The sequence below is a fragment of the Ruegeria sp. SAZD013 genome, assembly GCF_059612525.1.
Genome location: NZ_JBXWQT010000020.1, coordinates 294,553 through 317,818, shown reverse-complemented (window position 1 = coordinate 317,818; position 23,266 = coordinate 294,553). Strand labels below are relative to the sequence as shown.

Annotated in this window: 22 protein-coding genes; 8 read left to right on the top strand and 14 right to left on the bottom strand. The window is 57.0% G+C overall.

Translation table 11 applies throughout. From position 1 onward, the window contains the following. Positions 1-69: 69 nt before the first annotated feature. The 4 genes from purQ to purC form a co-directional block, all read right to left on the bottom strand. Positions 70-738: a phosphoribosylformylglycinamidine synthase subunit PurQ gene (purQ, locus tag AC2FLU_RS07795; protein ID WP_480493251.1), complete on the bottom strand. Its 669-nt coding sequence runs from the start codon at positions 736-738 to the stop codon at positions 70-72. An 11-nt stretch (positions 739-749) separates the two neighbouring features. Continuing rightward, entirely contained in the window at positions 750-1,793 is a 1,044-nt protein-coding gene (locus tag AC2FLU_RS07790; RefSeq protein ID WP_496808533.1) for a zinc-dependent alcohol dehydrogenase family protein, read from the bottom strand. Positions 1,794-1,796: 3 nt separating this feature from the next. Then, on the bottom strand, positions 1,797-2,027 hold the full coding sequence (purS, locus tag AC2FLU_RS07785) for a phosphoribosylformylglycinamidine synthase subunit PurS (protein WP_117872765.1): 231 nt from the start codon (positions 2,025-2,027) through the stop codon (positions 1,797-1,799). A 285-nt stretch (positions 2,028-2,312) separates the two neighbouring features. Continuing rightward, a complete protein-coding gene (gene purC, locus AC2FLU_RS07780) occupies positions 2,313-3,068 on the bottom strand; it encodes a phosphoribosylaminoimidazolesuccinocarboxamide synthase (protein WP_209504015.1) in 756 nt (251 codons plus the stop codon). Between the two features lie 186 nt (positions 3,069-3,254). Between purC and AC2FLU_RS07775 the strand changes: the two genes are divergently transcribed. Both AC2FLU_RS07775 and bmt read left to right on the top strand, forming a co-directional pair. After that, a complete protein-coding gene (locus AC2FLU_RS07775) occupies positions 3,255-3,575 on the top strand; it encodes a DUF1476 domain-containing protein (protein ID WP_496714490.1) in 321 nt (106 codons plus the stop codon). Between the two features lie 124 nt (positions 3,576-3,699). Beyond that, positions 3,700-4,713 carry a betaine--homocysteine S-methyltransferase gene (bmt, locus tag AC2FLU_RS07770; protein WP_480472607.1) on the top strand — a complete coding sequence of 338 codons (1,014 nt, stop codon included), beginning with the start codon at positions 3,700-3,702 and terminating at the stop codon, positions 4,711-4,713. Positions 4,714-4,719: 6 nt separating this feature from the next. On the opposite strand, the gene AC2FLU_RS07765 is transcribed toward bmt, so the two are convergent. The 10 genes from AC2FLU_RS07765 to AC2FLU_RS07720 all read right to left on the bottom strand — a co-directional run bounded on the left by AC2FLU_RS07765 (position 4,720) and on the right by AC2FLU_RS07720 (position 16,133). Next, on the bottom strand, positions 4,720-5,496 hold the full coding sequence (locus tag AC2FLU_RS07765; RefSeq protein ID WP_480472605.1) for an enoyl-CoA hydratase-related protein: 777 nt from the start codon (positions 5,494-5,496) through the stop codon (positions 4,720-4,722). Between the two features lie 75 nt (positions 5,497-5,571). Then, entirely contained in the window at positions 5,572-6,027 is a 456-nt protein-coding gene (locus AC2FLU_RS07760) for a cytochrome c-type biogenesis protein (RefSeq protein ID WP_480472603.1), read from the bottom strand. Beyond that, the gene (locus AC2FLU_RS07755) at positions 6,024-7,988 is read right to left on the bottom strand and encodes a heme lyase CcmF/NrfE family subunit (RefSeq protein ID WP_480472601.1); all 1,965 of its coding nucleotides are present in this window, start codon (positions 7,986-7,988) and stop codon (positions 6,024-6,026) included. The genes AC2FLU_RS07760 and AC2FLU_RS07755 overlap by 4 nt, the downstream gene beginning before the upstream one ends. A gap of 75 nt (positions 7,989-8,063) precedes the next feature. Beyond that, positions 8,064-8,642, bottom strand: coding sequence for a holin family protein (locus AC2FLU_RS07750; RefSeq protein ID WP_496808534.1), 579 nt, complete (start codon positions 8,640-8,642; stop codon positions 8,064-8,066). Next, the gene (locus AC2FLU_RS07745) at positions 8,633-9,244 is read right to left on the bottom strand and encodes a holin-associated N-acetylmuramidase (protein WP_496808535.1); all 612 of its coding nucleotides are present in this window, start codon (positions 9,242-9,244) and stop codon (positions 8,633-8,635) included. The genes AC2FLU_RS07750 and AC2FLU_RS07745 overlap by 10 nt, the downstream gene beginning before the upstream one ends. Before the next feature lie 117 nt (positions 9,245-9,361). Continuing rightward, a complete protein-coding gene (gene ccmE, locus AC2FLU_RS07740) occupies positions 9,362-9,808 on the bottom strand; it encodes a cytochrome c maturation protein CcmE (protein WP_209504023.1) in 447 nt (148 codons plus the stop codon). 7 nt (positions 9,809-9,815) lie between these two features. Further along, positions 9,816-10,844 (bottom strand): N-acetyl-gamma-glutamyl-phosphate reductase, encoded by a 1,029-nt coding sequence (argC, locus tag AC2FLU_RS07735; protein WP_480553420.1) that lies wholly within the window; start codon positions 10,842-10,844, stop codon positions 9,816-9,818. A gap of 94 nt (positions 10,845-10,938) precedes the next feature. Continuing rightward, entirely contained in the window at positions 10,939-11,748 is an 810-nt protein-coding gene (locus AC2FLU_RS07730) for a glutamate racemase (protein WP_480472593.1), read from the bottom strand. Positions 11,749-11,756: 8 nt separating this feature from the next. Beyond that, entirely contained in the window at positions 11,757-12,635 is an 879-nt protein-coding gene (locus AC2FLU_RS07725) for a lysophospholipid acyltransferase family protein (protein ID WP_480553418.1), read from the bottom strand. Between the two features lie 78 nt (positions 12,636-12,713). After that, positions 12,714-16,133 carry an indolepyruvate ferredoxin oxidoreductase family protein gene (locus tag AC2FLU_RS07720; protein ID WP_496808536.1) on the bottom strand — a complete coding sequence of 1,140 codons (3,420 nt, stop codon included), beginning with the start codon at positions 16,131-16,133 and terminating at the stop codon, positions 12,714-12,716. A 169-nt stretch (positions 16,134-16,302) separates the two neighbouring features. Here AC2FLU_RS07720 and AC2FLU_RS07715 point away from each other — a divergent pair, with 169 nt between their 5' ends. The 6 genes from AC2FLU_RS07715 (at position 16,303) to grxD (ending at position 23,266) form a co-directional block, all read left to right on the top strand. Further along, positions 16,303-17,211, top strand: a complete 909-nt coding sequence (locus AC2FLU_RS07715) for a LysR family transcriptional regulator (RefSeq protein WP_480472587.1) — start codon at positions 16,303-16,305, stop codon at positions 17,209-17,211. 271 nt (positions 17,212-17,482) lie between these two features. Beyond that, positions 17,483-19,729, top strand: coding sequence for a mechanosensitive ion channel family protein (locus AC2FLU_RS07710; RefSeq protein WP_480623079.1), 2,247 nt, complete (start codon positions 17,483-17,485; stop codon positions 19,727-19,729). Positions 19,730-19,909: 180 nt separating this feature from the next. Then, positions 19,910-22,069, top strand: a complete 2,160-nt coding sequence (purL, locus tag AC2FLU_RS07705) for a phosphoribosylformylglycinamidine synthase subunit PurL (RefSeq protein ID WP_480493260.1) — start codon at positions 19,910-19,912, stop codon at positions 22,067-22,069. A gap of 135 nt (positions 22,070-22,204) precedes the next feature. Then, positions 22,205-22,441 (top strand): BolA/IbaG family iron-sulfur metabolism protein, encoded by a 237-nt coding sequence (locus AC2FLU_RS07700; RefSeq protein ID WP_480472581.1) that lies wholly within the window; start codon positions 22,205-22,207, stop codon positions 22,439-22,441. Positions 22,442-22,626: 185 nt separating this feature from the next. Beyond that, entirely contained in the window at positions 22,627-22,917 is a 291-nt protein-coding gene (locus AC2FLU_RS07695; protein WP_480553410.1) for a hypothetical protein, read from the top strand. Next, positions 22,904-23,266: a Grx4 family monothiol glutaredoxin gene (gene grxD, locus AC2FLU_RS07690; RefSeq protein WP_496714477.1), complete on the top strand. Its 363-nt coding sequence runs from the start codon at positions 22,904-22,906 to the stop codon at positions 23,264-23,266. Before AC2FLU_RS07695 ends, grxD begins: the two co-directional genes overlap by 14 nt.

The following is a 23,266-nucleotide window of genomic DNA, read 5'->3' as shown; positions in this document are numbered from 1 at the left end:
ATTTGACCAGCCAGATCGAACTTCTGTGTTCATGGCAAAAGGTTACGCCCCGGCGGGCGAGACCTCAAGTCACGCCGCTTCAAACACACCTGACAATGCGCGGAACAACGCCACCCCGTCTGTGCCGCCATGACCCTGATCGGCTGCGCGTTCGGGGTGCGGCATCATTCCAAGAACGCGGCGGTTTTCCGACAGGATTCCGGCGATATCCCCGATCGAGCCGTTCGGGTTTTCGGCATAGGTAAAAGCGATCCGGTCCTGATCTTTCAGCGCGGCCAGCGTCGCGTCATCCGCAAAATAGTTGCCATCGTGGTGCGCAATCGGAATACCGATCACATCGCCTGCGTTGTAGCCGCTGGTAAACGCGCAGTCGCTGGTCTCAACCCTTAGGCCAACGGTCTTGCAGATGTATTTCAGCCCAGCATTGCGCAGCAATGCGCCCGGCAAAATGCCGGTTTCGGTCAGAACCTGAAAACCGTTGCAAATGCCTACGGCATAACCGCCGCGCTGCGTGTGTTCGACGACGGCCTTGCAAATCGGCGATTGGGCCGCGATTGCGCCGCAACGCAGGTAATCTCCATAAGAGAACCCGCCCGGCACGCCCACGATATCAATACCTTCGGGCAAAGCCGCGTCTTTGTGCCAGACCATATCGACCTGAAAACCGGCCTGCTCAAAGGCGACGGCAAGATCTCGGTCACAGTTGGATCCGGGGAAAACGATTACGGCTGCACGCATGGCGGGCCCTCCTACGAGACAAAATCTGTGACAACCGCAACACCCGGAGGCGTTGGATGGTCAAAAGCGGCAAGCTCGGCGCTTACCTGGTTTAGGGTTATTTTCCGGGTCACCAGCGGGCTCAGGTCGACCCCTTGACCCGCGATCAGCGACAACAGCGACGGATAGCGCCAGCTTGGCATCCCACGGGTGCCAAATACGGAGAGCTGACCAGAATAGAGCACATCCATCGGCAACGACATCTGTGCATGGTCCCCCGTGGGCATTCCGATTTGCACCATGCGCCCCATTTTGCGCAGGGATCGCATGGCGGAAACGGTCGTGGCTTCGACGCCAAGCGCCTCGATCGCAACATCGGCGCCGCCACCGGTGATGTCTTTCACCGCCTGTGGGGCATCACATGTCGCGGCATTGACCACCGCGTCGGCGCCCAGAGTTTTGGCATAGGCCAGCTTGTCCTCGGTGATATCGACAACGATTACACGCGTGCCGAGCGCCTTGCCAAGAAGAAGCGTTGATATTCCGACACCGCCGCCGCCAAATACAGCGATCCACTCGCCACCCTGCACCTGCGCCCGGCCAACAAGCGCCTGCCATGCTGTGGTTACGCGGCACCCCAATGCGGCGGCGATTTCAGGCGCGATACTGTCGGGCAAAGATGTCAGGTTGGCATCGGCATGAGCCACGACAACATATTCAGCAAAAGCCCCGTCACAGGTAAAGCCGGGCACGACCTGGTTCGGACAGATTGTCTGATGACCCTTTGCGCAGTCCGGGCAATGCCCACAGGCAAGGATAAAGGGCGCAATCACCCGGTCCCCAACACGCCACCGTTTAACGCGCGCACCGACCGAGACCACCTCGCCGCAAAACTCGTGACCGGGTGTCATGGGCAGGACAACGTCCGGGTCTGAGCCCGACCACGCGTGCCAGTCGGACCGGCACACACCGCAGGCCAGCACTCGCACCACAACACCGTCTTCGGCGGGAACCGGATCGGGGATCGTCGACACCTCAAGCGGTTGACGATAGGTGATCAGACGCGCGGCCCGCATCAATCAGACCAGTTCGATCTCATAGCGTTCGATGACGGTGTTGGCCAAAAGCTTTTCGCACATCTCGGTCACGTCTGCCTCGGTTGCGCCATCGGCAAGCTCAAGATCGATGACTTTGCCCTGACGTACGCCTTCGACCTGATCAAAGCCCATTGCACCCAATGCGTGCCGTACTGCTTCGCCCTGCGGGTCCAGCACCCCGTTCTTGAGCATCACATGAACCCGTGCTTTCATTTTGGCAACTCCACCTGAGGGCCGCATACAAGGCCCATTTCGTTGCGCGGGGGATAGCGCGCCTGATGGGTTTCGACAACCCTGTTTCAAACGCAGTTTGCCGCAGGTAGGTGACGATCCTGCGCCGTCAGTTGGACCCGAGTAGTTTTGCCGGCACAGCAGCTGGAAGCTTCGGAATGGTCATCTGATCAAACGGCCCGGCCACACGCAAACACCCTGCTCTACCAACAACTTGGCAAAGACAAAACGCCGCCCTGAGGGGGCGGCGCTGCTAAGGCGTGGTATTTAGTTGATCAGCGTCGGCTTGGTGACGTTGCTGGCAGGCAGCACACCCAGTCTTCGGGCGACCTCGGAATAGGCATCTGTCAGGCTGCCCAGATCGCGGCGGAATACATCCTTGTCCAGTTTCTGACCGGTCTTGATATCCCACAGGCGGCAGCTGTCCGGGCTGATTTCATCCGCAACGACCAGCCGCTGATAGTCGCCTTCAAACACGCGCCCGATTTCGATCTTGAAGTCAACCAGACGAATACCCACCGCCAGCATCACGCCGCTCAGGAAATCGTTCACGCGCAGTGCAAGGCTGAGGATGTCGTCCATGTCCTGCTGGCTGGCCCAGCCAAACGCGGCGATGTGTTCCTCGGTGACAAGAGGATCGCCCAAAGCATCATCCTTGAAGCAATATTCAACGATCGGACGTGGCAATTGCGTCCCTTCTGCGATGCCAAGACGTTTCGACATCGAACCGGCCGCGTAATTGCGCACGATCACTTCCAGTGGAATGATCTCGCAATTGCGCACCAGCTGTTCGCGCATATTCAGGCGCCGGATGAAGTGGTTCGGAATGCCAATCTGGGTCAGCCCGGTCATGAAGAACTCGGACAAACGGTTGTTCAGCACGCCTTTGCCGTCAATCACGTCTTTCTTCTCGGCATTGAACGCGGTGGCGTCATCCTTGAAATACTGTACGATGGTGCCCGGCTCTGGGCCTTCATACAGAATTTTGGCCTTGCCTTCGTAGATTTTCTTGCGACGCGCCATAAGCGACCTTTCCAGACTGGCGAAAGGGAATGAGTCCCTTCACGTTGGCGTCCTCATAGTGCAAGCCCTGCGTTCCCGCAAGTTCGCTGCCCCGAGGGCCTTTGACGCAGCGCAAATACCTTGCACCCAGAGTGTCCTATTGTCATATCATCAGTGAGAAACGGTAATCCAAGGGGTCCCCAACCAATGACCACATTCGACGAACGTGAAGCCGCGTTTGAAAGCAAATTCGCCCATGACGAAAAGATGCAGTTCATCGCTCGGATGCGCCGCAACCGCTTTATGGCTGTCTGGGCGTCTGCGCTGAAGGGCGAAACTGTTGAACAGGCACGGAAATACGGCCAGGAACTGGTTCATACCGACCTACAGCATGTCGGCGAAGACGATGTTGTCGAGGCGGTCAAAACCTACTTGGGTGATCTTGCGGATGAAGCCACGATCCGTTCGAAAATGGCCGAGCTTCTGGTTGAAGCCAAAGAACAGGTGATGGTGGAAGGCGAGCACTGATTGCCTGAAATGCAAAATTCATGATCTTCATGAGTTTTATGAAATTGATTTGACGCCCTGGTCATGAGACACGGGGCGTCTCTGTTTTTTTGCAGCGTTTATACGCTTTTTCTGGAATAACCCTATGACAAACGCGCTGAGCAAACTTCTGGACACCAAAGACGCCATCCTTGCGGACGGTGCAACGGGGACCAATTTATTTAACATGGGTCTGCAATCAGGTGACGCGCCTGAGCTGTGGAATGTGGATGCTCCGGACAAGATCAGGGCGCTTTACCAGGGTTCCGTCGACGCGGGCAGCGACCTGTTTCTGACCAACACGTTTGGAGGCACTGCGGCGCGTCTGAAACTGCATGATGCGCAGAACCGCGTGGGCGAGCTAAACCGTATCGGCGCAGAACTTGGACGTGAAATCGCGGACAAAGCCGGGCGGCCTATTGTCGTGGCCGGATCGGTTGGACCCACCGGCGAGATTATGGAACCGGTCGGCAGCCTATCGCATTCCGACGCGGTTGAAATGTTCCATGAACAGGCCGAGGCTTTGAAAGCGGGCGGAGTTGACGTTCTTTGGGTGGAAACCATCAGCGCGCCAGAGGAATTCCGCGCGGCAGCCGAGGCCTTTGCGCTGGCCGACATGCCCTGGTGCGGCACGATGAGCTTTGACACGGCCGGGCGCACGATGATGGGTGTCACCTCGGCCGATCTTGCGCTTTTGGTTGAAACCTTGCCAAACCCACCGATCGCTTTTGGGGCCAATTGTGGCACCGGTGCGTCTGATATCCTGCGCACGGTTCTGGGTTTTGCAGCGCAAGGCACCGAGCGTCCGCTGATCTCAAAGGGCAATGCGGGCATTCCGAAATACGTGGATGGCCATATCCATTATGACGGGACACCCGAACTGATGGGTCGGTATGCTGCCATGGCACGGGATTCGGGCGCAACAATCATCGGCGGGTGCTGCGGGACCATGCCTGATCATCTGCGCAAAATGCGCGAAGCGCTGGATACCACTTCGCGCGGCGAGCGCCCGACACTGGATCAGATCACCGAGGCACTGGGGCCGTTCTCGTCGGCTTCGGACGGAACCGAGGACGACGCAGGCCCCGAACGCCGCACGCGTCGCCGTCGCCGCGCCTAACGCTTATCAACGCCCTTCGAATTTCGGAGGGCGTTTTTCCATGAACGCCACCACACCTTCTGCAAAATCCCGCGACCGGCCACATTCACCTTGAAGATGCGCCTCGGTTGCAAGCTGCTGCTGCAATGTGTTTTCGTAGGTCCCGCGGATGGCACGCTTGATCGCGCCATAGGCGGCGGTTGGACCTTTGGCCAGATATTCTGCCCTTTTGTGCCAATGTGCGGCAAACGCATCATCGGGGACAGCTTCCCAGATCATGCCCCATTCTTCGGCCTGCCGGGCGCTGATCTTGTCAGCAAACAAGGCGGCCCCCATTGCTTTGGCCAAGCCCATCTGACGCGGCATGAACCAAGTGCCCCCGGCATCGGGCAGCAAGCCGATACGTGCAAAAGCCTGCAGGAAATACGCACTCTCCGTTGCAATAACCACGTCCGCACACAGCGCAAGGTTGGCCCCTGCCCCCGCAGCAGGTCCGTTTACAGCCGCGATCGTCGGAACAGGACAGCTGTGGATGGCTTCCAGCATCGGCTCGTACTCGTCGCGCAATGATCGTTCCAGATCGATCTTGCCGGTCGATGATGCATCTCCCAGATCCTGCCCGGAACAAAACGCCGGCCCCGCGCCGGTGATAACGATACAGCGCGCTTTAACCGCGGCATCTTTCATCGCGTGGGTAATCTCTGCCCGCATCCGAGTGGTCAGCGCGTTCATCTTGTCCGGTCTGTTCAGGGTCAGAACCGCCAGACCATCCGATATGTCCAATAGAACCGTTTCGTAATTCATGAAAACTTTTCCCTCGCGCCACGTGTTTCAGCACACTTACTTGTCCGGGCAGGATGGGAAAAGCAGAACCAAACGTCAGTCTTCAAGAATTTGGCGAAGGCGTTCCTGTTCTTCCGCACTTAGAGCTTCGGTTTCACCCGAAACCTGCGCCCTTGCGCGTGTGCGAAGAAAGTTCAGCCCGACTGCGGCAGCGATCAGCAGCATGATCGGCCCGGCAAGCCACAACAGCAGGTTCGAACCACTGGTGGTGGGCTTGAGCAGGACATATTCGCCGTAGCGGTCAACGATAAACGAGATGGCCTCTTCGTCGCTGTCACCCGCAACCAAACGTTCGCGCAAAAGCAGACGCAGATCGCGCGCCAGATCGGCGTTGCTTTCGTCAATGCTTTCATTGCGACACACCAGGCACCGCAATCCAACACTCAGGTCGCGCGCCCGCTGCTCCAGAACCGGGTCGTCCAGAACTTCATCAGGTTGTACCGCAAACACGGGTGCTGCAAGCAGCAGCAGGATCAGAACAAGGCGCTTCATTCTGCGGGTACTCCGCCAGCGGGGGATTTACGCGCGCCTGCGGCGACGCGGAAGCGCCTGTCGCTCAGGCTGAGGACACCGCCGAGCGCCATCAGGATACATCCACCCCAGATCCAGTTCGCCAGCGGTTTGATATAGGTTCTCATGACCCAGCCACCGTCTGCCTGCTGATCCCCGATGACGACGTAAAGGTCACCAAGAAAACGATAGTCAATCGCGGCCTCGGTCGTCGGCATGCGTGCGACGGGATAATCCCGTTTCTCGGGATGCAGCGTTCCGATGGCGCGACCGCCCTTTTCCACCAAAACATCAGCCGTGGTTGAAAAATAGTTCGGCCCCTGTACCCGTCGCACGTCCTGCAACGTCAGTGTAAACTGACCTACTTCGAACGGCTGGTTCAGCTGCGCCACACGGATATCTTCTGCCTCCCACGCGGTCAGACCGGCAATCGCAAAGATCGTCACGCCAAGGCCGGTATGGGCAACTGCCTTACCCCAATCGGCGCCCGGAAGTCGGATCAGACGTTTGAAGCTGCCATTGCGGCCTGTCCGGCTCCACAAATCAATGGCGGCACCGAAAGTGATCCATGCCCCCAGAAACAGGCCTACGGGCCCTAGCGCGCTGCGACCGGTCTGCATTGCCCAAACCAACAACGCAATCGCCAGCGCCAGACCAAAGGCATAGCGCAGGGACCAGGCCGTTTTGCCCAACCGACCGCGTTTCCACGGCAGCATGGCCCCGATCGGCAGGATCAGACCCAGCAAAACCATGAACGGTGAAAAGGCCGCGTTGAAAAACGGCGCCCCGACCGAGAGTTTGCGGTCGAACATCATCTCGGCCACCATCGGCCACATCGTCCCGACAAAGACAACGAAACAACTGACCGCAAGAAGGACATTGTTCACGATCAGCGCGCTTTCGCGGCTGACCATGCCAAAAACGCCCTTGGCCTCCATCGCCTGCGCCCGCGCGGCAAACAAGGTAAGCGCGCCACCGATGAAGAAGACCAGAATGATCAGGATGAACACACCGCGTTCAGGATCATTGGCAAAAGCATGTACCGAGGTCAGCAGACCTGAACGCACGATAAACGTGCCGATCAGGGAAAATCCAAACGCAATAATTGCCAGCAGAATGGTCCAGCTTTTCAATGCTTCGCGCTTTTCCACGACAATTGCCGAGTGCAACAGCGCCGCCGCTAGCAGCCAGGGCATGAAGGATGCGTTTTCCACCGGGTCCCAGAACCAGAAACCGCCCCAGCCCAGTTCGTAATAAGCCCACCAGGATCCCAACGCGATTCCGATAGTCAGGAAAACCCATGCCGCCAGCGTCCAGGGGCGCACCCACCGGCCCCATGCTGCATCGATACGCCCTTCGATCAGGGCAGCAATCGCAAAGCTGAATGCCATGCTCAGCCCGACATAGCCGAGGTACAAAAACGGCGGGTGGAAGGCCAGCCCAGGATCTTGCAGCAGTGGGTTCAGGTCACGCCCGTCAAACGGAGCGATGGCAAGCCTGTCAAACGGGTTCGACGTGAACAGGATGAAACCGAAAAACGCCACGGCAATGGCCGACTGAACGGCCAGAACACGGGCCTTGAGTGTCGGTGGCAAGCCGCCACCAAAGAAAGCCGCCATCGCTCCAAACAGGGTGACGATCAGCACCCACAGCAGCATGGATCCTTCGTGGTTGCCCCATGTTCCGCTGATCTTGTACAGCATCGGCTTTGCCGTGTGGCTGTTCTCGACCACAATCCTGAGGGAAAAGTCAGACGTTACAAACGCCCAGATCAAAGCACCAAATGCAAACGCCGTCAGCAGGAACTGGACGATCGCGGCGGGCTCTGCAAAGGCCATCCAGCCGGTCCAGCGTTTTGAGGCGCCGATAAGTGGAACAACGCTTTGCACTATGGCGACAAAGAACGCGAGGATCAGGGTGAAGTGGCCAAGTTCTGTAATCATGCCCCGGAATATACGCCGGTGCGGAACCGGGGGCCATGACCTTTAGCTAGTTCTGCACGCACAAAGTGTCGCGGGTCAGATACCGCGAAGCTTTCGCCAATCGTTCAGAGCCTGGTTTTCTTCGGGAAGTACGACATCGCGGGTCAGTACAGCATCCGGACCGGGATCGGCAGCACCGGGGCTGTCGCTCTGCATGGTGCGCAAGGCCTGGATATTGCTCATGACCGTTGGCAGTTGCGTCATGGTTGAGCGGATATCCCGCTGAAAATCCTGAATTTTACTCTGGTGACGCGCGCCAAAGTAAAACGACACGATCACGCCCAGCAACCACCACAGCGGCTCTGGTACCAAGGCTATGCCCTGCATCCGTGCGGCAAACCATATTGGGTCGACCATGGCGGCAACGAACAAGCCAAGCGTACCCAATGCCAGCGCCGGGCGCGGCAACCTGTTCACGCCGTCCATGACACGGTCAAACAGAACCTTCTGAGGCGCCTGAAATTCGGAACCAAACTGTAACATGGCCTGAGTTTGAACCTCATTTGCGCGCACCGCGCTTGCTTCTGTGTTTTCACGATAGAGTTCTGCGGTTTCCTGCAAGACGTTGCGGCCGTTTCCAAACAGCAGCGCCAGCACACCTGAAATCAGCCCCATGCCGCGATCCTTTTGTTAAAATCGCTGTCCGAAAGGTGATAACGCGGCGAAAGAAACTCTTCGGCCCGTATTATCCAGCCGCCTTTGCCGCCTGATCGGCTACGCGCGTATTTTCTGGATGCAGCCCGCCGATCAGCAAGGCGAAAATAGTAGTTTCGCCGCGCTATTCCGTAAGCGTCGCGCAGAACATCGGGCTCTGGCTGCGCCGCGCTTTCGCAGGCCGCCACGGTTTGCGGGCCGATTATGCCATCGGCAGTGACGTTAAACCCCATTTCCTTTAGCAGCCGCTGAAGAATCTTCACCGCCTGCGCACCGGCATTCACATACATGTCGAAAACAGAGGCATGCAGGGTTTCGGGCAGCTCACCAATGCGCGGCTTGTCGAAATAATGCTGCACAAAGATGTCGACCGCTTGCCGAGGGGACAAAGCGCGCACATCCGCCTCGTCAATCCGGCCGTCGCCGGTCAGATCCAAGCCCAGCCTGCGCAGGGTGTGAATCGTGACCCCGAACTTGGTTGCTCCGCCCGGATCGTCGGGGTCATAAACAAAGCCCCCTTCACGGGCCACAATATCTTTGGCAATTTGGTGTACCGTTTGCATACCACCCTCGTAACGTTAGGTGGCCACACCGTTTCCGACAGACATTAACGATTCAAAACGAAACGGAGCGCTGCATGCACCATGCACGCAACGTTCCGAAGCAGGTTCAGAGTTTTTTTAGCTTTCTTCCGCGCCTTTATAGACACCTTGCTCTTTCAGAGCGTCCATGACCTCTTTCGGCATGTAGGTTTCATCATGTTTGGCAAGAATTTCCGTCGCTTCAAAGACGCCGTTCACGTAACTGCCTGTGCCGATCATTCCCTGATTTTCCGAGAAAAGGTCAGGCAGAACACCTGTGAATGAGACAGGAACGCTTTCGCCGCCATCCGTTACAACAAAACGAATGGTTTCGCCCTGTCCGCGGATGATCGAACCTTCTTCGACCAAGCCGCCAATCCGGAACACCTCGGTTGGTTTCGGCGGCTCAGCAATCACCTCACTGGGTGAGCGGAAAAAGTTGATCCCGTCCTGCAATGCCCAGCCAATCAACGCTGTTGCCGCCACCAAGGCAACAACTGCCACCAGAATGACTTGTACGCGCCGACGTTTCTTGAGCGTTTTCATACCATCCTCACGGGAAAAGCGGGGCCATCATCAGGCCCAGAGTTTCATCTTCACCTAACATCAGGTTCGCGTTCTGCAAGGCTTGCCCACTGCTACCTTTTGTCAGGTTATCCAGCGCCGCAATCACAATTGAGCGCCGCTCAATCCTATCCGCCACAACACCGATATGACAGAAATTCGACCCCCGCACATGGTGGGTTGAAGGAGTCTCACCTATCGGCAGCATCTGGATGAACGGCTCGTCCGCGTAGGCTTTGGCAAGCGTTTCGTAGATGCTGTGCGGGTCGCCCTTCACATAGGTTGTGGCCAGAATACCCCTGTTTGCAGGGATAAGGTGGGGCGTGAACTGCACATGCACAGCCCGACCGGCAAGTTTCGAAAACTCCTGATCAAACTCGCCAAGATGTCTGTGCGTCCCTCCAACGGAATAGGCGTTGCTGCCTTCGCTCAGTTCAGCGTGCAGCAGGTTTTCCTTCAATGACCGCCCTGCCCCTGACACGGCGCATTTCAGGTCCAGAACGATATCGTCCAGATCAATGACCCCGGCAGATATCAGCGGCCGCAGAACATATTGCCCGGTCGCCGCATTGCACCCGGTGCCCGCAACAAGCCGTGCCCCCTTGATGTCTTCGCGGTAGAACTCGGTCAGACCATAGATCGCCTCTTCCTGCTGTTTTAGCGCGGTATGCGGATTGCCGTACCATTTTTCGTACTCGTCAGGGTCGGCCAGCCGGAAGTCGGCAGACAGGTCAATGATTTTCAGATCTTTCGGCAAGTCCCGGATCACTTCCTGACTGGTTTTGTGCGGCAAAGCGCAAAAACACAGGTCAACCTGCGAAAAGTCGATCTCGGAGATTTTGCACAGATCAGGCAGATCCATGTGGCGCAGATGCGGGAAAACCTGCGCCATGGTCATGCCAGCCTTACGTTCGGCGGCCAGCGCGACGATATCCATGTTCGGGTGCTCGGCGATCAGCCGCACCAGTTCAGCGCCGGTATAGCCCGAAGCGCCCAGAATTGCGATTTTATGGGTCATGTCAGACCTCTTTCACTTGAGTGTCACATGTTTCGACCGACGATGTGACGGCCTTGAAATAAGGGAAGCAAAGTGGCTGCGTCCTTGACCTAAGTCAGGCAGCCTGGAACGTGATTTGTCGTCGGAGGAACTGCGTCGCCCGGTCGCTGACTACATTGGGTTTGCCAGTTGTCAGAAAACCACTCGGGCCCTCGCCCAACATGTTGGGGTGACGTTGCAGGTAATCTGCCAGACTGTCAGCAACAAGCGCACCCTGGCTGTAAACCTGCACATCATCACCCAACGCCGCCTGGAATGCTTCGGCCATCAACGGGTAATGCGTGCAGCCCAGAATAGCAGCCTGAGGTTCTGGCATTTTGCGTTTCAGCGCATCCACATGGCTGCGCACCAAGGCTTCGGCCAGGATCATGTCACCGTCTTCTATGGCATCCACAACGCCGCCACAGGCCTGTGCCTCGACATCTACTCCGATGGCCCGAAATGCCAGTTCCCGCTGAAAGGCCCTGCTGGACACGGTGGCAGGCGTTGCAAACAACGCCACATGTTTGACGGCCACTTCGCGCGGCGGGGAATTGTCGCCCCATTGCCGTTCGGTCAGTGCTTCGATCAACGGGACAAAAACGCCAAGAACGCGTTTGCCGCTGGGCACGCCTTCTTCCTGCATCCGCCGCAACGCTGCGGCGCTGGCGGTGTTGCAGGCCAGAATCACCAGATTGCAGCCACGCGACCACAGATCCTGAACCGCCTTGCGGGTCAGCTGATAGATATCCTCGGCATCACGCACACCGTATGGCGCGTGTGCACTGTCTGCAAAATACAGGAAATCAACGTCCGGCAGACGTTGCTGTGCGGCACTCAGGACGGTCAGACCGCCCAAACCGGAATCAAAGATACCTACTGCCATTAGATCATTCAGGCGCGATGCCGTTCCTCAAACTCATAGCCGTAATCATAGGACTTCAACGGCGTTGGAGACAGCTCATACGTGGCTTTGCGCAGGAAATCCATCATCTTGCGCGTATCCTTGCTGAGCGGGTCCAGAATGTCGCGCCTGATCGGCTCTCCGACTACGGCCTTCACCGGTGTATCAACGCGTTTCTTGAACTCTTTGATCAGCAGGCCCATCCGCAAAGTACTGTGCAGATGGCTGGCGATCTGAAACAGACGAGACGTGTGGCCATCAAAGAAAACCGGAACAACTGTGGCATTAGATTTCGCCACCATCCGCGCGGTAAACCCGCGCCAACCCGGATCCATGGGGTGGGAAAACGGCTTAACCCCGGTGCTGACCGTCCCGCCGGGAAAAATGCCGATCGCCCCGCCTTCGCCCAGATATGTGAGTGCGGTTTTGCGGGTCTCAAGGTTCAGCTGCATCGCCTCTTTCGTTTCATCAAACGAAATTGGCAGAATGATGCGATTCAGGTCTTCGGCCTTGCGAAACACCCGATGGGCCAGAATGCGGAAATCACCCCGCGTCTCGGACAGGATATGTCCCATCATCAGGCCATCCAGAATTCCGTAGGGATGATTGGCAATCAGGATCAGAGGACCGTCTTTCGGGATATTCGAAAGCGATCCCCCCGCCACGTCCAGTGTAAGCCCATAGCGTTCGACCATCACAGCCCAAAAGTCGCGCCCATTGGCAACGTCTTTCTCGTACCCGTCCGCGCGTTTGATCAGGCGCATACGGCCCGTCGTGTTCTCCATCAGCTTGATGACCATCCGCCCACCTTTGGTTTCGGCGGAATGCGCATAGGAAATGTCGCGAACGGCATGACGACGGGAAGGCATATGGGTCTCCGGTTTGCTGCCTGCAAAATAAGTGCAAGTAACGATTTTGCCTAGCTATCGTGACACGCTTGTGACGTTTTATTCCGCCGCAGCCTGCAACCCTGTCCCTCCGCCGCGAATGACGGTCAGCAACTCCTCGCGCCGTTTGGCTGCTTTGGCCTCGTTCTCGCGCAATACGGGGCCAAACCCACGGATATCCAGCGGCAAACGAGCCAGGGCGGCAATCGCATCGCGTGTTATCTGCGATACAAGCGGCAGAACCTCGCGCATGTCCTTTTCATATTGACGGATCAACGCACGTTCCATCCTGCGTTCCGACGAATAGCCGAAGATATCCAGTGGCGTACCGCGCAGTGCCTTCAACCGGGTCAAAAGCTTCAGTGGGCCAAGGATGGCTTCGCCAAACGCACGTTTGCGGGGTCTGCCGTTGTTGCCCGATCCCCCCAAAAAAGGTGGGGCCAGATGGAACGTCATCTTGAAATCGCCATCGAACTCGGCAGCGGCTTTGTCACGGCTTGTCAGAAGAAGGCGCGCGACTTCGTATTCATCCTTGTAGGACAAAAGCTTGTGATAGCCTTTTGCCACCGCCTCGCGGATATCCGCATCCTCAACACTGTCGACCAGCTTGCGATACCGTTTGGCCAGCCGCGCACTTTGGTAATCGGTCAGATGGCTTGCGCGGAATTCGATCTTCTGATCCAGCGATCTGGGCATCTCGGTCACGGTCGGGGACAGAATGGACTGCACTTCAGCGGGATGCAGAACCGCCCAACGCCCGATATCGAACGCACGCTTGTTCCGTTCAATCGTAGTTCCGTTCAATTCGATGGCATCAAAGATCGCCTGATGGCGGACGGGCAACAACCCCCGCTGCCACGCCGCGCCAAAGATCATCATGTTGGAATAGATCGAGTCGCCCATCACGGCGCGTGCCAACTCGGTCGCGTCAAACAGCGAGACACCTTCTTTTAACCGTGCCTGGAGGGCCAGTTCCAGCTGATCGACAGGAATGCGGAACTCGGTATTGCGCGTAAAGTCGCCTGTTACCGTCTCATGGCTGTTCACAACGGCGCCTGTACGGCCTGTGCGCGTCAGGCCCAAAGTTTTGGCTCCAGCGGACACCACCAGATCACCGCCGATCAGCGCATGGGCTTCGCCGGTTGCGACACGGATGGCGCTGATGTCTTCGGGTGCGTTGGCCAGACGGCAATGGATGTGAACCGCGCCGCCCTTCTGCGCCAAGCCCGCCATTTCCATCATGCCCGCGCCTTTGCCGTCAATCTGGGCAGCCTGCGCAAGAATCGCGCCCAGCGTGACAACACCGGTTCCCCCGACACCCGTGATCACCACGTTATGGGTGCCGCTGATCTTGGGCAACACCGGCATCGGCAGGTCCGGCAAGTCGATTTCGGTCGTTGCCTCTTTACGGATCTTCGCCCCCTCAAGCGTGACAAAGGATGGGCAAAAGCCGTTCAGGCAGGAATAGTCCTTGTTGCAGCTTGACTGATCGATGGCGCGCTTACGCCCAAGTTCTGTTTCCTTGGGCACAATCGACACACAGTTCGACTGCACCCCGCAATCGCCGCAGCCTTCGCACACATCGGTATTGATAAACACACGCTTGTCAGGGTCCGGGAACGTGCCGCGTTTGCGGCGACGGCGTTTTTCGGCCGCACAGGTCTGAACATAAACGATGACCGAGACGCCCTCGATCTCGCGAAATTTCTCCTGCACCTGCATCAGTTCCGCACGCTCGAACGTCTGAACACTCGACGGCAAAGCCTTGAAGTTCACGTCTTCCTTTTCGTCATAGACCAGAGCAACCTCACAGACACCCATGGCCTTGACCTCGGCAACGATCCGTTCTGCGGTCAGATCGCCTTCATTCTCCTGCCCGCCCGTCATGGCGACGGCATCGTTGAACAGGATCTTGAAGGTGATGTTCGTGCCCGCTGACAACGCTGCGCGGATCGCCTGAACGCCCGAGTGGTTATAGGTGCCATCGCCAAGGTTCTGGAACACGTGTTTGGTGGTCGAAAACGGTGCCTCACCGATCCAGTTCGCGCCTTCACCGCCCATCTGGGTAAAGCCGGTGGTGTTCCGGTCCATCCACTGAACCATGTAATGACAACCGATCCCTGCATAGGCACGGCTGCCATCGGGGACTTTGGTCGAACTGTTATGCGGGCAGCCCGAGCAGAAATACGGAAGCCGCGTTGCAATTTCCTGTGCGTTGTCAGCCCGGCGTGCTTCGGATAATGAGGCCAGACCCGCACGAATACCATCGGTTTCGCGCCCTTCTTCGATCAGGATCTCACCCAGCTTTTCGGCAATCATGATCGGGTCCAGCGCGCCGCGGGTCGGGAACAGTTCATCGCGATGCAACGTACCGGCGCCGCCCTTGTACCACCCATAAACCCGGCGGCCGCGACGGTCGTCAAAGATAGCTTCTTTGACCTGAACTTCGATCAGCTTGCGCTTTTCCTCGACGATCACGATCAGGTCCAGTCCTTCGGCCCAGTCGTGGAACCCGACCATGTCCAGCGGGAAGGTTTGTCCCACCTTGTAGGTCGTGATCCCCAGCCGCTCGGCTTCGGACTCGTCGATGTTCAAAAGCGAGAGCGCATGGGTCAGGTCCAGCCAGTTCTTACCGGCCGCAACAAACCCGATCTTTGCACCCGGTTTGCCCCATATCCGCTTGTCCAGCTTGTTGGCATGTGAAAACGTCTCGGCTGCAAACCTCTTGTAATCGATGACGCGCGTTTCTTGCAGGTGCGGCGTGTCCCCAAGGCGGATATTCAAACCGCCTTCCGGCATATCGAAATCAGGTACGACAACCTGCATTCGGTCGGGGCGACCATCCACAACCGAAGTAACCTCGATTGTGTCCTTCATGGTCTTTAGCCCAACCCAAACCCCGGCAAAACGGCTGAGGGCATAGCCGTAAATTCCGTAGTCGAGGATTTCCTGCACGCCCGCCGGGCTGACGACAGGCATATACATATCCACCAGTGACCATTCGGACTGATGCAACACGGTCGAGCTTTCGCCAGTATGGTCATCACCCATCGCCATAAGCACACCGCCATGCTTGGCGGTACCGGCCATATTCGCGTGGCGCATGACGTCACCGGACCGATCTACGCCCGGCCCCTTGCCGTACCAAAGACCGAAAACCCCATCGAACTTACCGTCGCCGCGCAAGCCGGCCTGTTGGCTGCCCCACAGCGCTGTTGCCGCCAGATCTTCGTTCAATCCAAACTGAAACGTAACATCGCTTTCGGACAACGGCTTTTGCGCCCGCATCATCTGCTGATCAACAGCGCCCAGTGGCGAGCCACGATATCCAGTCACCAGCCCCGCAGTGTTCAGTCCCGCCTGCCGGTCTCTGGCCTTTTGCATCAGCATCAACCGGACAAGCGCCTGTGTTCCGTTCAGAAGAACGGGGCTTTTCTCAAGATCGAACCGGTCGTTTAACGTAATCTGTGGCTGACTCATCAGACGTCTCCCCTCGCCAGATCAGTGTGCATGTACTCAGCGCATTTTAGGTCATAATTTCTGACCTGTATAGGTTTTATGCACTGAACCGTAACGATTTCGGCCTTTGATTGTAGAACTTGTTACCTGTTTCATATAGGCGTTCGAAAAGATAACGAAAGTTGCGGCGATGGATTGGGACAAGCTTAGAATATTTCACGCGGTGGCCGATGCGGGCAGCCTCACACATGCCGGGGACAAGCTCAATTTGTCTCAATCCGCCGTGAGCAGACAGATCCGCGCGCTGGAAGAGTCATTGGATGCCACCCTTTTTCACCGTCACGCCCGGGGGTTGATTCTCACCGAGCAGGGTGAACTGTTGTTCGACGCCACATCCGCCATGTCAAAACGGCTGGACGCAGCAGCCGCGCGCATTCGCGACAGCGAGGAAGAGGTTTTTGGCGTTCTTCGGGTCACGACGACCTTTGGATTTGGCACGCTTTGGCTCGCCCCGCGCCTGCCCAAGCTTTATGAACAATTCCCTGATCTCAACATCGACCTGATGCTGGAAGAACGTGTTCTGGACCTCCCCATGCGAGAAGCGGATGTCGCCATTCGCATGAAGGAACCCAGTCAGGCAGATCTGGTGCGCAAACGCCTGATGACGGTTCAGATGGCGCTTTACGCTACGCAAAACTATATCGAAGCCCATGGTGGAATGCTGAAATCACTGGAGGATATCCAAAATCACCGGCTGATCTGTCAGACACCCGCGGCACCCCAAGTAGGTGCCAGTGCGGCCATGGTACGCCATCTTATGACCTACAATCCTGCTTCGCTGTTGACGGTGAACAACTACTTTGGCGTTCTTCAGGGTGTGTTGCACAATCTCGGGATTGGGGTTCTACCAGATTACGTCACACAGGATTTCCCGCATCTTGTGCCGGTTCTGTCGGATATCGAAACCGCTGACGTGCCGGTGTATCTGGCCTATCCCGAAGAACTTCGACATTCAAAACGTGTCGGGGCGTTCCGTGACTTTGTGCAGGACGAGATTATCGCACAGCGCAAACAGCTGAAAAAGATGGGGAAACTATAGCTATGCACACAAAGCATAGCGGGCATGAGGTCATTTCAGGGTTAATTTCCTTGAACGTTCACAAACTGACCCCTAAATGAGCACTCGAAGACGGTGATGCTGAAACGCTCATCATCTTCATACCTCCCTGTTGGACTATGGCCGAGCTTATTGCTCGGCCTTTTTTTTGCTCAAGGTGTTGTATCAAGTCAGCGAAAGCTCTGGGAAAAATACACGCATAGGCATATGATCCCAAAAAAAACGAAACAATTTCGTGTTCGAGGGAAAATCCATGTTCCACCTATTCCGCCTTGTGTTGGCGATTGTCTCCGCTTTATTTTTGGCGGTTCCGCTATATGCGCAAGACACCGGCTCAACATCCACAGTGACCATTCCAGACGATTTAACGCCTGAACAGGTCGACGGTCTTGTTGCCCGCATGTCAGATGATCAGGTGCGCGCAATTCTTTTGGAACGCCTAGATGCGGTTGCCGAAAAACAGGCTGCCGAGAAGGCGAACGTGGAAGACCCGCTAACCGAAATAAGCGAAATATGGGCCGAGATGGTGTCGTCCTGGACACACGTTCTGACCACGCTTCCAAATATCGTCACAGCACAGATAACTGCGTTTGGCAATTTCAGCGACACGTTTGGAACGAACGGTGTCTTTACCCTGTTTGGGCTTATTCTTTCTGTGTTGATTGCTGGTTTAATAGCCGAGAAGCTGTTCATTTTCCTGACCCGTCGCTGGCATGAAGCGACCGAAGTTGGGGAGGAGGCTGATCTCAAGGGAGCTGTCAGTTATCTGTTCCGCAGGTTCTGTCGCGAAATTGCCGGGCTGATCGTGTTCTATGTCGTCATTCGCGCGATTGGTCGCGGGATTCTGACACCCGAACAGATCACCTATGCCGGTCCGTTTGTGTTCTATCTGATCTGGATCCCGCGCCTGGGGGCTGCGGCCTCACGTTTTGTTCTGGCACCGGAGAAGCCCAAATATCGGTTGGTGAGTATTGACGATCATTGGGCAAAGTATCTGCATCGCAATCTGATCGGGTTGTTGATCCTGATCGGGTTCACGCTGTTTGTTGTGCGCTTCAACGCTCTTAATGGCGTGACAGGCGACGATACACGCATCGGCTTCTGGCTGAACGCGGCAACCCATGTCTACATCGCTATCATCGCATGGACCGCGCGCGAAGGGCTGTCTCAGATGATGCTGGGAACAGATCCGGATCACACGAAATTCGATGAAGAAGTTGCGCATTATTATCCCTACTTCGCCATTGGCGTTTCGGTGACAATCTGGCTGCTGGTCGAATTCCTGGTCGCGCAACGCGATCCATCGACGCTGAGATTGTTGGGTCGTGGTGCGCATTTCACAACCATGTTCTGGTTGCTGATTGCCCCTGCTCTCGACACGTTGATCCGCGGGCTGGTACGCCATTTGCAGCCGCCGATGTCTGGCGAAGGCCCGCTGGCCGAACGCGCTCATCGCGCGGCCAAGCGCAGCTACATCCGGATTGGGCGGGTCATTGCCGGGCTGATCATTGTCTTCATGATCGCCCGCACCTGGCATCTTGACCTACGCAATGTCGCCTCGGCCGGTGTCAGTGCCGAAGTTGGCGGTGCTGTCATTGAATTCCTTCTGATCATCGCAGTCGGCTACATCCTGAACGAGGTCGTCTCACTATGGATCAACCGCAGGCTGGCCAAAGAGCAGACCGCGGCTGAAGCGGTCGACGAGGAAGCAAGCGGTGAAGGCGGCGGTGCCGGGGGCTCTCGTCTGGCGACGGTTCTGCCGCTGATGCGGATTACGGCCCAGATCACCATCTCGGTTATCTTCGGTCTGCTGGCACTGGGTGCGCTGGGTATCAACATCACACCGCTTCTGGCCGGTGCCGGTGTTCTGGGTCTGGCCATCGGCTTTGGTGCTCAGAAACTGGTGGCGGATATCGTCGGTGGTGTTTTCTTCCTGATCGATGATGCCTTCCGCGTCGGCGAATATGTCGATGTGGGCGGAACCACAGGAACGGTCGAAAAAATCTCGATCCGTTCGATGCAACTGCGCCATCACAGGGGGCCTGTGCACACAATCCCTTATGGTGAAATCCAGAAGCTGACGAATTACAGCCGTGACTGGGTGATCATGAAGCTGAAATTCACCGTGCCCTTTGATACCGATCCCAACAAGGTCAAGAAAATCTTCAAAAAGATCGGGGCCGAGATGATGGAGGACGAAACCCACAAAGAAGGCTTTCTGCAACCGTTCAAATCGCAGGGCGTGTTCGACTTCGACGATGTCGGCATGATCATTCGCGGTAAGTTCATGGCAAAGCCCGGCAAGCAGTTCACCTTGCGCAAGGAGATCTTCAACAAGGTCAAGGCCGAGTTCAAGGCCAACGGCATTGACTTTGCCCGCCGCGAGGTGCGCGTTGCAATTCCCGGGCTGGAAGAGGTCGAGCATCTGACGCCCGAACAGAAGACTGCTGTCGGCGCCGCAGCTGCTGCCGAGGTCAACAAAGACCAGGGATCGGCGTAATCTTCAGGGTTTACGTCGGCGATTTGCAGCAGGACTGCTGTGCGGTTTAACGGAACCGGCCGTGATGCCGGTTCCGTTTTTCTTTGAAAGACGCGACCTGCGCCGTCTTGACCCTTTCCACACGCGCGCGCTTGCCCTACAAGGCGCGCAATCTCGGCCCACTTGGACACAGGACAGAAGATGCAAGAGCCCGCTATCACACCCGATCTGATTGCAGCACATGGGCTCAAGCCCGAGGAATATGACATGATCCTCGAGATCATCGGGCGTGAACCGACCTTTACCGAGCTTGGTATTTTCTCGGCGATGTGGAACGAACATTGTTCTTACAAGTCGTCGAAGAAATGGTTGCGCACTCTTCCAACCTCGGGGCCTCAAGTCATTTGCGGCCCGGGCGAGAATGCCGGTGTCGTGGATATCGGGGACGGTCAGGCCGTGGTTTTCAAGATGGAAAGCCACAATCACCCGTCCTACATCGAACCCTACCAAGGTGCGGCAACGGGTGTCGGCGGCATCCTTCGGGACGTGTTCACAATGGGCGCGCGCCCGATCGCTTCGATGAATGCGCTGTCCTTCGGTGAACCCGGCCACCACAAAACCCGCCAGCTGGTCAACGGCGTGGTCGAAGGTATTGGCGGCTATGGCAACTGTTTCGGTGTTCCCTGCGTTGGGGGCGAGGTCCGCTTTCACCCGGCTTACAACGGCAACTGCCTTGTGAACGCCTTTGCCGCCGGTTTGGCCGACAGTGACAAGATCTTCTACTCTGCCGCGTCGGGCGTGGGCATGCCGGTGGTCTATCTTGGTGCAAAAACTGGTCGCGACGGTGTTGGTGGCGCAACGATGGCCTCGGCCGAATTTGACGACACCATCGAGGAAAAACGCCCCACTGTTCAGGTGGGTGATCCCTTCACCGAAAAGCGCCTGATGGAAGCAACACTGGAGCTGATGCAGACCGGCGCCGTGATCTCGATTCAAGACATGGGTGCTGCGGGCCTGACCTGTTCCGCCGTTGAGATGGGCGACAAGGGTGGTCTGGGCGTGCGCCTGGATCTGGAAAACGTCCCCCAGCGCGAAGAGAATATGACAGCCTATGAGATGATGCTGTCCGAATCTCAGGAACGCATGCTGATGGTTCTCAAGCCCGAGCTTGAGGCCGAAGCCCGCGCCGTGTTCGAGAAATGGGACCTGGACTTTGCCATCGTCGGTGAAACGATTGCCGAGGATCGCTTCCTGATCATGCATAACGGTGAGGTCAAGGCCGATCTCGTCCTGTCCAAACTGTCTTCGACCGCGCCCGAATATGATCGCCCTTGGGTGCCGACGCCCGAAGCCGAAGACCTTGCCGAAGTGCCTCAGATCGACCCGATTGACGGCCTGCGTGCCCTGCTGTCGTCGCCCAATTACGCGGGCAAGCAGTGGGTTTATGAGCAGTACGACACGATGGTGATGGCGGATACAAACCGGACACCGGGCCTGGGTGCGGGTATGGTGCGTGTTCACGGCACCGACAAGGTGCTGGCGTTCACCTCTGACGTGACCCCGCGCTACGTCCGCGCCAACCCGGTTGAAGGCGGCAAACAGGCGGTGGCCGAAGCCTACCGTAACCTGACGGCTGTTGGGGCCAAACCGCTGGCCACAACAGACAACCTGAACTTCGGCAACCCGGAAAAGCCCGAAATCATGGGTCAGTTTGTCGGCGCCGTTCAGGGCATCGGCGCCGCAGTCGGCGCGCTGGACATGCCGATCGTATCCGGCAACGTGTCGCTGTATAATGAAACCGACGGTCAGGCGATCCTGCCAACGCCCACAATCGGCGCTGTCGGGCTGCTGAATCACAGCGATGAAATCATCGGCAACGAGGTGCGCGAGGGCCACGTGGCTTTGGTGATCGGCGAAACCAAAGGTCATCTGGGCCAGTCCGCCCTTCTGGCCGAGGTCTTCAACCGAGAAGATGGCGACGCGCCGCATGTGAATCTGGACGCTGAAAAACGCAACGGCGATTTCATTCGCGCCAATCGTGGAATGATCAAGGCCTGCACAGACCTGAGTGATGGGGGCCTTGCGCTTGCGGCCTTCGAACTGGCCGAGGCCGCCGGGGTTGGCGTGTGTCTGGATGATGCACCGACGGAATTTCTGTTCGGGGAAGATCAGGCACGGTATCTGGTCGCTTGCAACTTTGATCAGGCCGAGGCGTTGATGATCGCGGCGGGTCAGGCAGGTGTACCGCTGGTCTCGGTAGGTCGGTTTACTGGCGATACCGTCAGGATCGGCGGCTCGGAGGCCTCGTTAGAAGACCTGACGGCCGTTTTCCGCAACAGCTTTGCCGACGCCGTCGCCTGATCAGGCTGTTTAAATATCGCTCGAAACCTGCGCCCTGAATAAGCGCAGGTTTCGTCGTTTTGGCACATTCATGTGCCCTTGCGCGCCAGGTTCAAGCGCTCTACATCTTTGGAAAGACCTTCAGGAGTTACCTACATGCCGATGAGCGCCCATCAAATAGAACACCTGCTGCGAGAAGCCTTTCCTGATGCGGTCATTCAGGTTGGCGGCAACGACGGTGTTCATATGTCCGCCATGGTGGTGGACGAAAGCTTTCGCGGCAAAAACCGAGTTCAACAACAGCGCGCCGTCTATGCGGCCCTGAAGGGCAAGATGGATGGCCCGGATGGAGAGCTGCACGCACTGGCATTGACCACGAAAGTGCCTGAATAGTGGACGAACCGATAGGATGGGCTCTACTGAGACTAACCTTTCTGTTCTTAGACGTTATCAGCTCCTTGGCGATCCTGTTTTGTGATCTACCGAAGCTACTGAAACATGGGCCCAGATATTGGCGCGTCACAAGGAATATGAGACGGCGAAAACTCACACAGCGCGAAGGTTGAGAGTGCCCAATTATGAATGGCTTGTTGTTCTGGATAGGTTTATTTGCAGCATTGATAGTTGCCGCCGCGCTGATCGAAGCCTATGTCAAACGCAACCGAAAAAGAAAACTGTCCGATATGCGTCCGGATCCGGGTGAACTCAGCAAAATGGGCGGCCTTGAGAGATATGGGCTTGATCCGGTGAAAATGGCGCAGGCTGAACACCGGCAGCTTGAAACGGAAGGATGGGCACCCAGTTTGCCCAGTGATGGAACAATCCCCGCAGATGCGGATGAAAAGGGAAAACAAGATGACCGACGTTAAGACCCGGATCGACGAAACCGTCAAAGAAAACGATGTGGTGCTGTATATGAAAGGCACCAAGGAAATGCCGCAATGCGGGTTCTCCTCGCGCGTGGCTGGCGTGCTGAACTATATGGGCGTCGAGTACACGGATGTGAATGTTCTGGCCGACGAAGAAGTGCGTCAGGGGATCAAGGATTATTCCGACTGGCCAACTGTGCCCCAGCTTTATGTCAAAGGCGAGTTTGTTGGCGGTTGCGATATCATCACCGAGATGACCCTGTCGGGTGAACTGGATGCGTTGTTCGACGAAAATAATGTCGGCTACAACAAGGAAGCAGCCGACAAAATCCGCGAAGCAAACGCGTAA